The organism is Candidatus Woesearchaeota archaeon, assembly GCA_016180285.1.
Taxonomy (GTDB): domain Archaea; phylum Nanobdellota; class Nanobdellia; order Woesearchaeales; family JACPBO01; genus JACPBO01.
Genome location: JACPBO010000047.1, coordinates 1 through 12,639 on the forward strand (window position 1 = coordinate 1; position 12,639 = coordinate 12,639).

17 protein-coding genes are annotated in these 12,639 nt (G+C 38.7%); 11 read left to right on the forward strand and 6 right to left on the reverse strand.

Annotation, left to right across the window (positions count from 1 at the left end):
- The 9 genes from HYU07_07810 to HYU07_07850 all read left to right on the forward strand — a co-directional run.
- On the forward strand, positions 1-487 hold a 487-nt coding region (locus HYU07_07810; protein MBI2130103.1), incomplete at its 5' end, for a hypothetical protein.
- 42 nt (positions 488-529) lie between these two features.
- A complete protein-coding gene (locus tag HYU07_07815; protein ID MBI2130104.1) occupies positions 530-841 on the forward strand; it encodes a 50S ribosomal protein L44e in 312 nt (103 codons plus the stop codon).
- 61 nt (positions 842-902) lie between these two features.
- Entirely contained in the window at positions 903-1,085 is a 183-nt protein-coding gene (locus HYU07_07820) for a 30S ribosomal protein S27e (GenBank protein ID MBI2130105.1), read from the forward strand.
- The gene (locus tag HYU07_07825; protein ID MBI2130106.1) at positions 1,085-1,858 is read left to right on the forward strand and encodes a S1 RNA-binding domain-containing protein; all 774 of its coding nucleotides are present in this window, start codon (positions 1,085-1,087) and stop codon (positions 1,856-1,858) included. The genes HYU07_07820 and HYU07_07825 overlap by 1 nt, the downstream gene beginning before the upstream one ends.
- Positions 1,855-2,031, forward strand: a complete 177-nt coding sequence (locus HYU07_07830; GenBank protein ID MBI2130107.1) for an RNA-protein complex protein Nop10 — start codon at positions 1,855-1,857, stop codon at positions 2,029-2,031. The genes HYU07_07825 and HYU07_07830 overlap by 4 nt, the downstream gene beginning before the upstream one ends.
- Positions 2,032-2,823, forward strand: a complete 792-nt coding sequence (locus HYU07_07835) for a PAC2 family protein (GenBank protein ID MBI2130108.1) — start codon at positions 2,032-2,034, stop codon at positions 2,821-2,823.
- Positions 2,824-2,848: 25 nt separating this feature from the next.
- Positions 2,849-4,138: a phosphopyruvate hydratase gene (gene eno / locus HYU07_07840; protein ID MBI2130109.1), complete on the forward strand. Its 1,290-nt coding sequence runs from the start codon at positions 2,849-2,851 to the stop codon at positions 4,136-4,138.
- Between the two features lie 6 nt (positions 4,139-4,144).
- The gene (locus HYU07_07845) at positions 4,145-5,677 is read left to right on the forward strand and encodes a 2,3-bisphosphoglycerate-independent phosphoglycerate mutase (GenBank protein ID MBI2130110.1); all 1,533 of its coding nucleotides are present in this window, start codon (positions 4,145-4,147) and stop codon (positions 5,675-5,677) included.
- A gap of 15 nt (positions 5,678-5,692) precedes the next feature.
- Positions 5,693-6,370 (forward strand): DEAD/DEAH box helicase, encoded by a 678-nt coding sequence (locus HYU07_07850; protein ID MBI2130111.1) that lies wholly within the window; start codon positions 5,693-5,695, stop codon positions 6,368-6,370.
- A gap of 3 nt (positions 6,371-6,373) precedes the next feature.
- Here the strand turns inward: HYU07_07850 and HYU07_07855 are convergent, their stop codons facing one another.
- Positions 6,374-6,787: a hypothetical protein gene (locus HYU07_07855; protein ID MBI2130112.1), complete on the reverse strand. Its 414-nt coding sequence runs from the start codon at positions 6,785-6,787 to the stop codon at positions 6,374-6,376.
- Positions 6,788-6,917: 130 nt separating this feature from the next.
- Here HYU07_07855 and HYU07_07860 point away from each other — a divergent pair, with 130 nt between their 5' ends.
- A complete protein-coding gene (locus tag HYU07_07860; GenBank protein ID MBI2130113.1) occupies positions 6,918-8,456 on the forward strand; it encodes a YgiQ family radical SAM protein in 1,539 nt (512 codons plus the stop codon).
- A gap of 86 nt (positions 8,457-8,542) precedes the next feature.
- Here the strand turns inward: HYU07_07860 and HYU07_07865 are convergent, their stop codons facing one another.
- From HYU07_07865 to pfdA, 4 genes are all read right to left on the reverse strand, one after another.
- The gene (locus tag HYU07_07865; protein ID MBI2130114.1) at positions 8,543-9,031 is read right to left on the reverse strand and encodes a hypothetical protein; all 489 of its coding nucleotides are present in this window, start codon (positions 9,029-9,031) and stop codon (positions 8,543-8,545) included.
- Positions 9,024-9,401, reverse strand: coding sequence for a nucleotidyltransferase domain-containing protein (locus HYU07_07870; GenBank protein ID MBI2130115.1), 378 nt, complete (start codon positions 9,399-9,401; stop codon positions 9,024-9,026). Before HYU07_07870 ends, HYU07_07865 begins: the two co-directional genes overlap by 8 nt.
- 214 nt (positions 9,402-9,615) lie before the next feature.
- The gene (gene ftsY, locus HYU07_07875; protein ID MBI2130116.1) at positions 9,616-10,956 is read right to left on the reverse strand and encodes a signal recognition particle-docking protein FtsY; all 1,341 of its coding nucleotides are present in this window, start codon (positions 10,954-10,956) and stop codon (positions 9,616-9,618) included.
- A 5-nt stretch (positions 10,957-10,961) separates the two neighbouring features.
- A complete protein-coding gene (gene pfdA / locus HYU07_07880) occupies positions 10,962-11,390 on the reverse strand; it encodes a prefoldin subunit alpha (protein ID MBI2130117.1) in 429 nt (142 codons plus the stop codon).
- A 132-nt stretch (positions 11,391-11,522) separates the two neighbouring features.
- Between pfdA and HYU07_07885 the strand changes: the two genes are divergently transcribed.
- The gene (locus HYU07_07885; protein MBI2130118.1) at positions 11,523-11,813 is read left to right on the forward strand and encodes a hypothetical protein; all 291 of its coding nucleotides are present in this window, start codon (positions 11,523-11,525) and stop codon (positions 11,811-11,813) included.
- 111 nt (positions 11,814-11,924) lie between these two features.
- Here the strand turns inward: HYU07_07885 and HYU07_07890 are convergent, their stop codons facing one another.
- The gene (locus HYU07_07890) at positions 11,925-12,566 is read right to left on the reverse strand and encodes an HAD family phosphatase (GenBank protein MBI2130119.1); all 642 of its coding nucleotides are present in this window, start codon (positions 12,564-12,566) and stop codon (positions 11,925-11,927) included.
- Positions 12,567-12,639 lie beyond the last annotated feature (73 nt).

The window sequence follows — 12,639 nt, forward strand, 5'->3', positions numbered from 1 at the left end:
TGATGAAAAGAAAGAGGCAATAAGCCAGATTCTACCAGAACTAAAACGCTTAGAGGGAATGAAAAAAGAAGAAATAAATGCTTCAGTCTATAAAGGCAAGGAAGGATTAAAAACAATACATTCAGAAATGCTCAGGGAAGGAAAAAATGTTTATGTTCTGGGAGCAAAAGGCTTAATCTTTACAGAACTGCCATATTTCATTCCAAATTTTGAAAGGGAAAGGATCAAGAAAAAAATGAAATTTATCCTATTATACGACAAGCAGGATGTTAAAGAGCATGAAGAGCATATTGCAAAAAGGCAATTTTTTGAAGGAAAAGTCCTGCCAAAAGGATATGATTCAAATGGAGTTGTGAATATATTCGGAGATAAAGTTGCCATTGTTTTGTGGAAGGAGAAATACCCAACAGGATTCATGATAAACAACAAGGACATTGCCCTTGCTTTCAGAAAATGGTTTGAGCTGCTGTGGAAGCATTCCGGTTGAAAAAACAAAAGTCTTTTAAATAATCCGCTATTTCTCAAAGCCATGAAGCTGCCAAAAACAACAAAGCGTTACTGCCCTTACTGCAAAAAGCATACAGAGCACACTATAATCTTCGGCAAGAAAAGAAGCCCCTCTTCAATGTCCTATGGATCCAAGTACAGGGCCAGAAAAAGAGGCCAGGCAAGGGGCCATGGAAATCTTGGCCGTTATTCAAAGCCAGCTGTCACAAAATTCAAGATGACGGGCAAGAAGCAGACAAAGAAGACGGATCTGAGATACGAATGCAAGGTCTGCAAGAAACAGCACATCCAAAAGAAAGGAATAAGAGCCAAAAAAGTGGAATTCAAGCAGTAAGTTCGAAAACTATATAAATAGCTCTCTTTTTTCTCTTCTCAACATCAAGGGGGTTTAAAACATGAAACTAAAAGAGCCAACAAGCAAATTCATAAAGATAAGGTGCGCTAAATGCAAGAATGAGCAGATCTGCTTTGGAAAATCAACATCTGTTGTCAACTGCCTTGTCTGCGGCAAGCCATTGATAGAGCCGACCGGAGGCAAGACGCGCGTAAAAGGCCGCGTTCTAGAGGTGCTTGAGTAATGTTTTTCAAAAAAACCGGCTTTCCCGAAGAGGATGAGCTTGTTTTGTGCACTGTGACTGATATCCAGTATCATTCTGTTTTCTGCAGCTTAGATGAATACGGAAGAATCGGCATGATTCACATTTCAGAAGTTGCTCCTGGAAGAATAAGGAACATCTACGATTTTGTAAAGAAAGACAAGAAAGTTGTCTGCAAGGTTCTGAGAATTGACTCGGAAAAAGGGCACATTGACCTTTCTCTGAGGAGAGTCACAGAAACCCAGAAGAAAAACAAGCTGGACCAGGTTAAAAAAGAGCAGCTGGCAGAAAAGATAATCGAGCAGGCTGCAAAAGAGCTGAATACTGATGTTAAAAAATTATATGACTCTATTGCAGGCATCATCTTTAAAAAATATTCCCGCATATACGCCTGTTTTTATGACATTGTTGAAGGCAAAGCAGGCTTGGAGGAATTAGGCATAGAGAAAAAAACTGCAAAAATTTTGGAAGATCTTGTAAAATCAAGGATTAAAAAACAGCAGGTTGTGATAAACGGCGAGCTTATGCTGAAAAGCTACCAGCCGAATGGGATCGAGATAGTAAAAGATGCCCTGAAAAACGCAAAGATATCTGACAAGCTTACAATAAGGTACAAGGGAGGCGGCAAGTACGTTGTCGATGTAAATGCCGATGATTACAAGGAAGCGGAGAAGTTGCTTAACACGGCAATGGATAATGCTACTTCATTTATAAGAAAAAAGAACGGCGAAGGCGAATTCGTCAGAATAAAATGAGCGCGCACATTTTAAAATGCGCTGAATGCGGAAAATACACGTTAAAAGAAGTTTGCAGCTGCGGCGGCAAGGCTGTAAGCGCAAGGCCGCCAAAATATTCTCCTGAAGACAAGTATGGGGAATACAGAAGAGCTGTTAAAAAAGAAGAGCTTGAGAAAAAAAGGTTGCTTTAAATGTGGGATGTTAAAAAGATTGCAGCAATTCCGAAGCTTAACAATCCTATTCTTATAGAAGGCATGCCCGGAATAGGCAATGTCGGAAAAATAGCAGAGGATTTTCTGATAGACGACCTTAAGGCAAAAAAAGCCTATGATTTCTTTTCTTACAGTTTTCCCCATTCTGTTTTTGTGAATGAAGACAATCTTGTCGAGCTGCCCCAGATAGGCCTGTATTACAAAAAATTCAATGATAAAAGAAGAGACCTTTTGCTTTTGGGCGGGGATATACAGCCTGTCAGCGAAGGTGCATGTTTTGAGTTCTGCGATAAAATACTCGACATAATTGAAAAGAGCAATGTGAAGGAGATAATAACACTTGGCGGGATTGGGCTGCAGTCTGCCCCAAAAAAATCAAAAGTCTATTGCACAGGCAATTCAAAAGAAATTATCAAAAAATACAAAGAAGGCGTTGATGTGGAAGATAAGATTTATGGCACTGTCGGCCCGATAATCGGCGTTTCAGGCGTTCTGCTAGGCATGGCCAAAAGAAGAAACATAAATGCTGTTACTCTCCTTGCTGAAACATTCGGCCATCCGATGCACGTCGGCATCAAGGAAAGCCAGGAACTCCTGAAAGTTCTTGATAAAAAGCTGAATCTCGGCCTTAATCTGAAAAAGCTTGAAAAAGACATAGATGAGCTCGAGAAAGAAATGCTCCAGAGGACAAAAAATTTAAGCGAAGCTATAAAGCAGACAAGCTTAAAGGGCATTAAAAGCAAGTTCAAGGACACTAATTATATCGGATAATTGAATTTAGTAAAGTGGTGATAATATGGCAAATGAAATTAAGTCAATAAAAGCAAGAGAAGTTCTTGATTCAAGAGGAACACCGACTGTTGAAGTTGATATTGTAACAAAAAAAGGCACATCAAGGGCAATGGTCCCGTCAGGAGCATCAACTGGAAGCTATGAGGCATTAGAGCTTCGCGATGGAGACAATTCAAAATACCTCGGCAAAGGCGTGCTTAAGGCAGTTTCTAATGTTAACGAAATCATTGCCAAAAAATTGCTCAGCATGGATGCAGCAAAGCAGAAAGATATTGACAATGCAATGCTTGAGCTTGATGGAACAGAAAACAAATCAAAGCTCGGGGCAAATGCAACGCTTGCAGTTTCAATGGCGGTGTGCAAGGCAGCTGCAATGAGCAAAAAAATGCCTTTGTACGCTTATATTGCAAAACTTGCAAAGGTAAAAGAATACATCCTGCCTGTTCCGCAGCTTAATGTAATAAATGGCGGAAAGCATGCTGGCCAGGAAAATGACATTCAGGAGCACATGATAATGCCTGTTGGCGCGAAAAATTTCAGGGAAGCAATAAGAATGGCTGCTGAAGTTTATGCGCATCTTAAGAAAATATTGAAAAATAAATTTGGCTCAAGCGGAACATTGATAGGGGATGAAGGGGGATTTGCGCCGCCGCAGTTCAGGTCAATACAGGAAAGGCTGGATGCAATGGCAGAAGCTATAAAAGCAGCCGGCTATGACGAGAATACAATAAAGTTTGCAGTTGATTCTGCTTCATCTGAATTCTGCAAAGACGGCATTTATACAATCGACAGCAAAAAAATGTCTTCAGGCGAGCTTGTTGATTATTATGCTGATGTTGTCAGTGCATATCCTGTTGTAAGCTGGGAGGACTGCATGGCAGAGGATGACTGGGAAGGCTGGGCTGAGATGACAAAAAAGCTCGGAAATAAAATACAAATCACAGGAGATGATCTCCTCGTCACAAATCCAAAAAGAATAAAGGAAGCAATTGAAAAGAAAGCAGCAAATTCCGTCTTAATAAAGCTTAACCAAATCGGAACAGTTGCAGAAACACTGGAAGCAATAAACATGGCCCATAGGAAAAAATGGACAGCAGTATGCAGCCACAGAAGCGGCGAAACCGAAGATTCATTTTTGGCAGATTTTGTTGTTGGCATCAGAGGTGGCCAGATAAAATGCGGAGCGCCGGCAAGAAGCGAGAGATTGGCAAAATACAATCAATTGATCAGAATAGAAGAAGAGCTTGATGGAAAGGCAAGGTATGCCGGCAAGGATTTTAGGAATATATATTGATAAAAAATGAACCCAAAACACCGCGTTGTCCTAATTATCGCAGATGGCTGGGGCATTGCTCCAAAAGGCCCGGGGAATTACATTGAAATGGCCAAAAAGCCAAATTTTGATTTTTACATTAAAAAATATCCGCATTGCATAAACCTTGCTTCTGGAAATGCTGTCGGCCTGCCGGAAGGATCGCAGGGCAACTCAGAAGTCGGCCACCTCCATATTGGCGCAGGCAGGATTGTATGGCAGATGTACGAATTAATAAACAGGTCTGTAAAAAATAAAAGTTTTTTTAAAAACAAAGTCTTGGTCAATGCAGTGGAATTTGCAAAGAAAAATAATTCCAGCCTGCATCTTTTAGGAATGTGCTCTGATGAAGGCGTTCATTCTCACACAGATCATCTTTTTGCATTAATGGAAATGGCAAAAAAATTCAAATTAAGCAAAGTCTATATTCATTTTATCGCTGATGGCAGAGATGTTCCTGAGAAATCCGCATTAAAATACGCAAAGGAAATTGAAAAGAAGATAAAAGAAACAGGCATTGGCAAAATAGCAACAATTGTTGGAAGGTATTATGCAATGGACCGGGATTCAAATTGGGACAGGACAAAGCTTGCCTATGAAATGCTTACTGGAGGAAAAGGGATTAAGGCAAAAAATGCAGAAGAAGCTGTTAATAATGCTTACGAAAGAGGGGATAAAACAGATTATTACATGCAGCCTACAGTCATTGACGAAAACGGAATAATAAAAGACAAAGACTCTGTAATATTCTTTAATTTCAGGACAGACAGGCCAAGACAATTGACAAAGTCATTTATTTTTAAGAACTTTTCAGAATTCGAGAGAAAAGCGCAGCCAAAAATTCTTTTTACAACAATGGCGATATACGATAAAACATTTAATTGCCCATTTGCTTTTAGCGAAGAAAAAATAAAAAACAACTTGGGGAATGTTATAGCGCAGCACAATTTAAAACAGCTTAGGCTGGCAGAAACCGAGAAATACGGCCACGTAACCTTTTTTTTCAATTCGCAGATTGAAGTCCCGAATAAAGGCGAAGAAAGGATAATGATACCGAGCCCAAAAGTTCCATCATATGATCTGAAGCCGGAAATGAGCGCTTATGGAGTTGCTGATGAGGCTGTAAAGCAGATCAAATCCAAAAAATACGATTCTGTTGTTATTAATTTTGCAAACTGCGATTTGGTCGGCCATTCTGCTGTAAAAGAAGCAATAATAAAATGCGTTGAAGTGGTTGATGAATGCCAGGGAAAAGTCATAAATGCTGCGCTTGAAAATGGTTATGTTGCAGTTTTGACAGCAGACCACGGCTCTGCAGAGGAAAAGCTCTACAAAGACGGAACACCATGCCCGGCGCATTCTGCAAACCCTATAAATTTCATAATTATTTCAAAAGACGAAAAGCTGCAGAAGATAAAATTAAAAAATGGCGGCCAGAAGAATGTTGCCCCAACTATCCTCGAGATCATGGGATTGAAAAAGCCAAAAGAGATGGCAGGCGAAAGTTTAATAATGCATTGATTTTTATCTATGCTTATGAACCTAACAGATATCAAATCCAAAATCCCCAAAGACTTATTTAACACCCTGGAGCAGTCAGGCATAAAGGAATTAAGGCCCTGCCAGGAAAAATCAATAAGCAAAGGCCTTCTTGAAGGAAAGAATCTTCTGGTCTGCACGCCAACCGCATCCGGCAAAACATTGGTTGCAGAGTTGGCTGCCATAAGCTCAATAATGGAAGGCAGGGGAAAAGCAATCTACATTGTTCCGTTAAAGGCATTGGCAAATGAAAAATTCAAAGAATTCTCAAACAAATACGGCAAATTCATTAAAATAGCCCTCTCTATTGGCGACATTGATTCTGCAGACTCCTACCTTATAGATTATGACTTCATAATATGCACTGCTGAAAAGCTGGATTCATTGATAAGGCACCATACGCCGTGGCTTAAGTATGTCAAAACCATTATTGTTGATGAAGTTCATTTGATGAACGATCCGGGCAGAGGCCCGACTTTGGAGATCCTGCTTACAATCCTAAGGGAGATTCTGAAGAATGTGCAGCTTATCGCCCTATCCGCAACAATAGGCAACCCTGAGGAGCTTGCAGAATGGCTCAATGCAGAGCTCGTTATCGACAGCTGGAGGCCTGTAGAGCTGCGCAAGGGAATTTATTTGGATGGGAAAATAGAATTTGAAGAAAAAGAAAAATAAAAATTAAATCGAGCCTGCACCCGCCATCATCGAAATTCCTATTGCAACTGCTATTGCCGCTACAATCAATCCTATGATGAACGCTGCGATTATGCTTAATACAAACCAAATTAGCCACACTAAAGCAGTTTTGCTCCAGTCTATTTTGTATTTTGCGTTGATCAGCCACAGGCCAAGTATAATGCTTACAATGAAAGAAACTATGGCCATTATCATAGCCAACGCTATGCTTACAGAGCCAATTATGCTGAATATTAGCCCAACAATTCCAACAATCAACGCCACCATAAATGCCGTTCCATAAGATGTGTCTTTTAATTTAAAAATCTTTGTCGACAGCATCAGCAATAATGCGCTTATTGGCACCATTATGATTGTCGATATCACAGATATAACAATTTGCGCTCCAAATGCCATAATCAACACCTCCATGTTGTTTTTGTATAATTTCGATGTTTTATTATATAAGCTTTTCTGAAATCAGGCTTCTCAGCTGAATTGTTCCCCCACCATAACATTTATAATGGCCGAATTAAATATGCAGGATATGCAGCAATATGATGTCGTTCTGGTAAGCGGGGAATATTACGCAGACCATCCTCTGTCTGCTGCCGGCATCCTGGTCAGAGTTTTAAAAGACAAAGGCTATTCTGTGGCTGTAATTGAAAAGCCGGATTGGAAAACAGACAAGGATTTCTTAAAATTCGGCAGGCCTAGATTATTTTTCGGAGTTACTTCCGGCTCAATTGATTCTATGCTGGTTAATTACACCCCTTTGAAAAAATTAAGGTCTGAAGACAAAAAACACCCGTATTATTCCGGCATCCCTGACAGGGCTGTAATTGTATATTGCAATAAGCTGAAGCAGTTGTTTAAGGATTCTGTTCTGGTGATCGGAGGAATAGAAGCTTCTATGAGAAGATTTACGCATTATGACTACTGGAATAATGGCCTGAGAAAGAGCATATTGTTTGATTCGAGGGCAAATATCCTTGTTTATGGGAGCGGGGAATACCAGATAATTGAGATAGCAGATAGGCTAAAGCAGGGAAAAAGCATTGAAAATATAGAAAGCACATGCATTGTTTCAGATAATGCTCCAAAAGATTTTGAAATAATTCCCTCCCATGAAGAAGCCTCAAAAGACAAAAAAGTTTTCTGCAGGATGCAGCTGATGTTTTCGCAAAAAAAGAATATTGCGCAAAAAACAGCAGATAAATATGTTCTGCAGCATAAGGCGCACAATTATACATCTCAGGAACTGGATTATATTTATGGATTGGGCTATTCAAGGGATATCCCTAAAAAATTCCCGGAATTCAGGATGGCTCAGTTCAGTGTTGTAACTCATCGCGGCTGCATAGGCGATTGCAATTTCTGCTCAATTTCCCTGCATCAGGGAAGCAGGATAGTTTCAAGAAGCGAAAAATCAATTTTAGATGAATTGAAAAGAATTACAAAACACAGGGATTTCAGGGGATACATTGATGATTTTGGCGGGGCTTCTGCAAATATGTACGGCATGGATTGTGTGAAATGCGATAATAACATTTGCATGAGCTGTAAAAATTTAGATAAATCACATTCAAGGCTCATTCATCTTATGAGAGAAGCCAGGAAAATACCCGGGATAAAAAAGATATTCATAAGGTCCGGAATAAGGTATGATCTGGCTGTTGAAAGCGAAGAATATGTGAAAGAATTATCACAGCACCACATAAGCGGATGCTTAAAAATAGCGCCGGAACATTTTTCTGAAAAAGTGCTTAAGCTCATGAACAAGTCAAACAATAGTTTTGATAAGTTTAAGCAGATGTTTGATAAATATAATCTGCCTTTAAATCAGTCTTTAAAATACTATTTCATGACAGGCCATCCGGGAAGCACTTTTGATGAAGTTGAGATATTGGCCTTAAAATTAGGCAAACTAAAAAATACTGAAAGCGTTCAATTATTCACGCCAACGCCAATGACAGTCTCAACATGCATGTATTATGCTGGATTAAATCCTTACACTTTAGAAAAGGTTTACGTTCCCTATACTTATAATGAGAAGAAAAAGCAGAAGAATATACTTTACAGATAATAATTCAATTTTCTGAAATCAACCCTCCAATCCCAACCCTCTTATCACCATCTCAGGATCAAACTTCATAAGATAATCATAACTCATCATTCTTCTGTTTCTTTTTTATAAGAGCCAATCTTTTTCTTGATCTCTTCTTTCAATTTATTTACGTAAAGGCCAAACTGGAGCTCTACTTCTTTCCAGTCTTCAAATGTTATTGGAGTGCCGTAATAATTTATTCCGTTTCTTTTTGTCCTGGCTTTTTCAAAGAAATCCCAGCTAAGCTCTAATTCAGTATGCTTCTCGCATAAATACGAAAACAGGCATTGATGGTTGTCTATCTTTATCTTTTCAAATCTTAGAAACGATTCAGCCAGTTCATGCAGCGCATCATAGAATAGCTTGTAAACGCTGTTCCATTGATTGCTTTGTTTTGGAAGATTTTTCTTAATGGCATTTGCCGCTTCAACATCCCCTTCTGCAATGATGAGTGTAGCTTTTATTTTCTCTATGCCCGCTTCTTCTGTGGCAATAAATTTTCCTTCTTTCTTGCATTTCAAAAATGCTTCCTTTTGAGTCAGATACTCAGGCATTTATGCCCACCTTCACAAAGTCCATATCGCCTTTAATAAGATTGCCTTTAATAATGTTTCTGATCAATCCAACTCCGAATTTATGCAGTTCTTGCTGGTTATGGCAGATAAATAGTTGTACATTTCTGTGAAGCTTCATTTCATAATTTGCTATTTTCAAGCCTTCCGGATCGCCATAAATAAACAGATCTATATCGCTATTTTCATACCAGTCTGAACGTGCAAAGCTGCCAAAAAGAATTACTGCTTTAGCTTTTCTTAATGAGATTAGATGATTCAAAAAGCCGCTGTCATAAAGTTTGTTCAAAGCAAATAGCTTCTTCCTATTCTTGTAAGCAGGAGATTCATAATTGCTTGTGTAATACGGCATTTTGCCTCTTTCTTTTATCCGTTTAATCAACCCTTCTCTGGCAAACTGTTTAAGCCACCTGCCTGCCTTGCTTCTCGCAAGCTTTGCATCTTCCAATACTTCTTCAAAATGCCACTCTTTAGTCGGATTTTCAAAAAACAATTCAAGCACATGATCTTCTTTGCTTCTCATAATAGTTCCCATAATAGGAACTAATATTTAAATCTTTCTGAAATCAACCCTCCAATCCCAATCCCCTAACAACCATCTCAGGCTCAAACACTTTCAGATCATCATACTTCTGGCCAACTCCAATGAACATAATGGGCTTCTTTGTTACGTAGCTTGTTGAGATCGCAGCACCTCCTTTCTCGTCAACATCGGCCTTTGTCAGTATTATTCCGTCAATGCCTATTGACTCATTAAACTGCTTTGCCTGCTCAACAGCATCATTTCCTGTCAAAGAATCGCCGACAAATATCTTGAGGTCCGGCTTTGTAACCCTCACAATCTTCTTCATCTCTTCCATTAAATTTTCATTGCTGTGCTGCCTTCCTGCAGTGTCTATCAGCACAGCATCTTTCTTGTTTGCCCTTGCATGCTGTATTGCATCAAAGGCAACAGCAGCAGCATCCGCCCCATAGCCGTGCTTTATCATTTTTACATCAAGCGCTTCGCAGTGCCTCTCAAGCTGCTCAATTGCCGCCACTCTGAAAGTATCAGATGCCGCAGCAATGCAGCTTAAATTATTCTTTTTAAGAAGAGCAATTAACTTTGCCAGGTGCGTGGTCTTGCCAGCGCCATTCACTCCAAAAAATATTATAACATACGGCTTTTCTTTTTTCTCCCTTATTTTTTTAATCAAATCAATATTTTCCACATTGAACAAATCTTCAATGCTGTTTTTAAGGGTTTTTTTGATTATTTCCTCAACCTTAAACCTGTCAATCTTCTTCTCAACAACCTCTTTTTTCATGTCATTCTTTATTTTTTCTATAACCTCAACAGCAACATTATTCTCCAGTAAAACAATCTCAAGATCCCAGAACAGCTCGTCAAATTTATCCTCAGAAATCGCCTTTTTTGTTATTGCCTCGGATATTTTATTGAAAAACCCTTTTTTCTCAGGCTCTTCTTCAATTTCTTTTTCTTCAGCTTTTGCCTCTTCTTTTATTTCTTTGCGCTCTTTCTCTTCTTCAGCTGTTTCTGTTTTTTCAGTTTCTTCTTCAGCAGGCTTTTCTTTTATCTCCTCTTTTTCTTCTGGCTTGGTTTCAGGTTCTTCTTTAGTTTCTTTCTTTTTAACAAAGGTTTCTTTTATTTTTTCAAAAAAAGATTTCGGCTTTTCCGGCTCTTCTGCTGCCTCTTCCTCAGCTGCTTTCTCTTCTGAGTTTAATTCATCTTTTATCTCTTTTTTTTCAGCCTGTTTTTCTTCTTTTTCAATGCGCTTTTCTTCAGTTTTTATTTCTTCTTCAGCAGGCTTTTCTTTTATCTCCTCTTCTTCTTCAATCTCTTCTTCAGCCTTTTTGCTGAATATAGAAACAGCCTTCTGCAGCTTTTCCTTTAGAAATTTAAACATTAAGCTCACTCTCTGGATTCTTTTACCAGCTCTTGCAGCTCATTGTCCAGCTGCTGCACCCTTTCGCCGACCATCTGCAGATTAGACAGCATCTCCTGCTGAACAGCATTCATCTGCTCTAATTGGTCGCTTAATAATGTTTTAACATCATCTATTGGCTTTTTAAGCACAACCCCTGCGCCGACATTGACGAGCACATTCTCGCTGTCAACCAGCTTTGCCTTTGCAAAGACTCCTCCTGTGACAGGCACAAACAGCTCGTTTCCTTTATCTATTTTTTTAAACTCATCAAGATTGCCGATAGTGTTGTTCAGCTCAATTCCCTGCTGCATTATCATCTGCAGCTGCTCCTGCAGCTTTTTAAACTGCTCATTAGTCATCTGGAGCTCCATGTATTTCTCTTTCAGTTCCTTCTGCTTTTCATCTTTTTCCAATTAAACCACCAGGAAGCAGGAAGATATGTTTATTTATAAGTTTATTGATTATTGACACGAGATTCCACCTATCGAGTTCAAAGTGCCAAGAATAGATAATTTTAAATATGTTAAAATACATTCCTTCGTGATATGAAGGAAAAGTTAAATCTTGTCGATAAAATTATGCTTGGATTAGGGAATGCTTCTTATAATGCTTTAGAAGTAACTGGGATTGCTCTTATCGTAAAAGGATACCCAACTGCAGGCACTTTTATTTTGATTGCTGGAGGTGGCTTAGATTTAGTTACAGCAATGGGTTATAGTGATGTTCCAAAAAAAGAACTTCCTTTGTATTCTAGAATGAAGTATAGCATTCCACCATATGCTTGGATTAGAAAAATTAACAATAAGATAACAGAGTACCTTTTTTCTCCTTCTTAAGCAGAGTACCTTGAATTGTATATGCTCGTTGTAAGCGTCCTAAACGAAGTGAAAGCCAAGCAGGGTGTGGCAAAATTATGAAGTGATTTTGAGTTGCGAGGTGGCACTATTCTAGGATAATTCTAATTTCTTGACTCTGATTTCTGGCAACTTGTGAACTATCAAATCTGCGTTCTTAAGCTCTTCTTCTGATTGAAATTCAGTTTTTAGAGCAACAACTTTCATATTTGCATTTTTTGCAGCTTCTACTCCATTAGCTGCGTCTTCAACAACTAAACATTCTTCAGGTTTCAACTTTAGTTGTCTCGCTGCCTCCAAGAATAAATCCGGAAAAGGTTTGTGTTTTTTAACGTCGTCGGATGTTATAATTACTTCGAAATCATTATTTATGCCTAAATGCTTGAGAATATGCCCGGCCCTTGATTTTGAACTTGACGTAGCTACTGCTAACTTGAATTTCTTTTTCAAATTTTTAATTAGTTGAGATAAAGAATTATCCTTTTCTATATGTTCAAGATTATGTTGCATTTCAACTTCAAACTGACTCATATAGTCTTCTTTATCTATCGTGATATTGAAATTTTTCTCAAACAAATTAATTTGATCCTTTAAACTTCTACCGAGATACTGGGAAATTTTTGAGTCTGAAATATGTTTATCAAATTTCGCAAGTAGTTTGTTGTGAGTTGCCCATACAAACTTAGGTGTGTTGATTAGAACACCATCCATATCAAATATTATTGCTCTCAACATATCATCCCAAGCTCTTTATCCACCTGCCTTTGCGTCCTTAGCAGCTCAATCTCAATATCCCCGAAATGCTCGT

Coding starts and splice junctions, on each gene's coding strand:
- HYU07_07815 (MBI2130104.1), top strand. CDS start 530: ATGAAGCTGCCAAAAACAACAAAGCGTTACTGCCCTTACTGCAAAAAG.
- HYU07_07820 (MBI2130105.1), top strand. CDS start 903: ATGAAACTAAAAGAGCCAACAAGCAAATTCATAAAGATAAGGTGCGCT.
- HYU07_07825 (MBI2130106.1), top strand. CDS start 1,085: ATGTTTTTCAAAAAAACCGGCTTTCCCGAAGAGGATGAGCTTGTTTTG.
- HYU07_07830 (MBI2130107.1), top strand. CDS start 1,855: ATGAGCGCGCACATTTTAAAATGCGCTGAATGCGGAAAATACACGTTA.
- HYU07_07835 (MBI2130108.1), top strand. CDS start 2,032: ATGTGGGATGTTAAAAAGATTGCAGCAATTCCGAAGCTTAACAATCCT.
- eno (MBI2130109.1), top strand. CDS start 2,849: ATGGCAAATGAAATTAAGTCAATAAAAGCAAGAGAAGTTCTTGATTCA.
- HYU07_07845 (MBI2130110.1), top strand. CDS start 4,145: ATGAACCCAAAACACCGCGTTGTCCTAATTATCGCAGATGGCTGGGGC.
- HYU07_07850 (MBI2130111.1), top strand. CDS start 5,693: ATGAACCTAACAGATATCAAATCCAAAATCCCCAAAGACTTATTTAAC.
- HYU07_07855 (MBI2130112.1), bottom strand. CDS start 6,787: ATGGCATTTGGAGCGCAAATTGTTATATCTGTGATATCGACAATCATA.
- HYU07_07860 (MBI2130113.1), top strand. CDS start 6,918: ATGCAGCAATATGATGTCGTTCTGGTAAGCGGGGAATATTACGCAGAC.
- HYU07_07865 (MBI2130114.1), bottom strand. CDS start 9,031: ATGCCTGAGTATCTGACTCAAAAGGAAGCATTTTTGAAATGCAAGAAA.
- HYU07_07870 (MBI2130115.1), bottom strand. CDS start 9,401: ATGCCGTATTACACAAGCAATTATGAATCTCCTGCTTACAAGAATAGG.
- ftsY (MBI2130116.1), bottom strand. CDS start 10,956: ATGTTTAAATTTCTAAAGGAAAAGCTGCAGAAGGCTGTTTCTATATTC.
- HYU07_07885 (MBI2130118.1), top strand. CDS start 11,523: ATGAAGGAAAAGTTAAATCTTGTCGATAAAATTATGCTTGGATTAGGG.
- HYU07_07890 (MBI2130119.1), bottom strand. CDS start 12,566: ATGTTGAGAGCAATAATATTTGATATGGATGGTGTTCTAATCAACACA.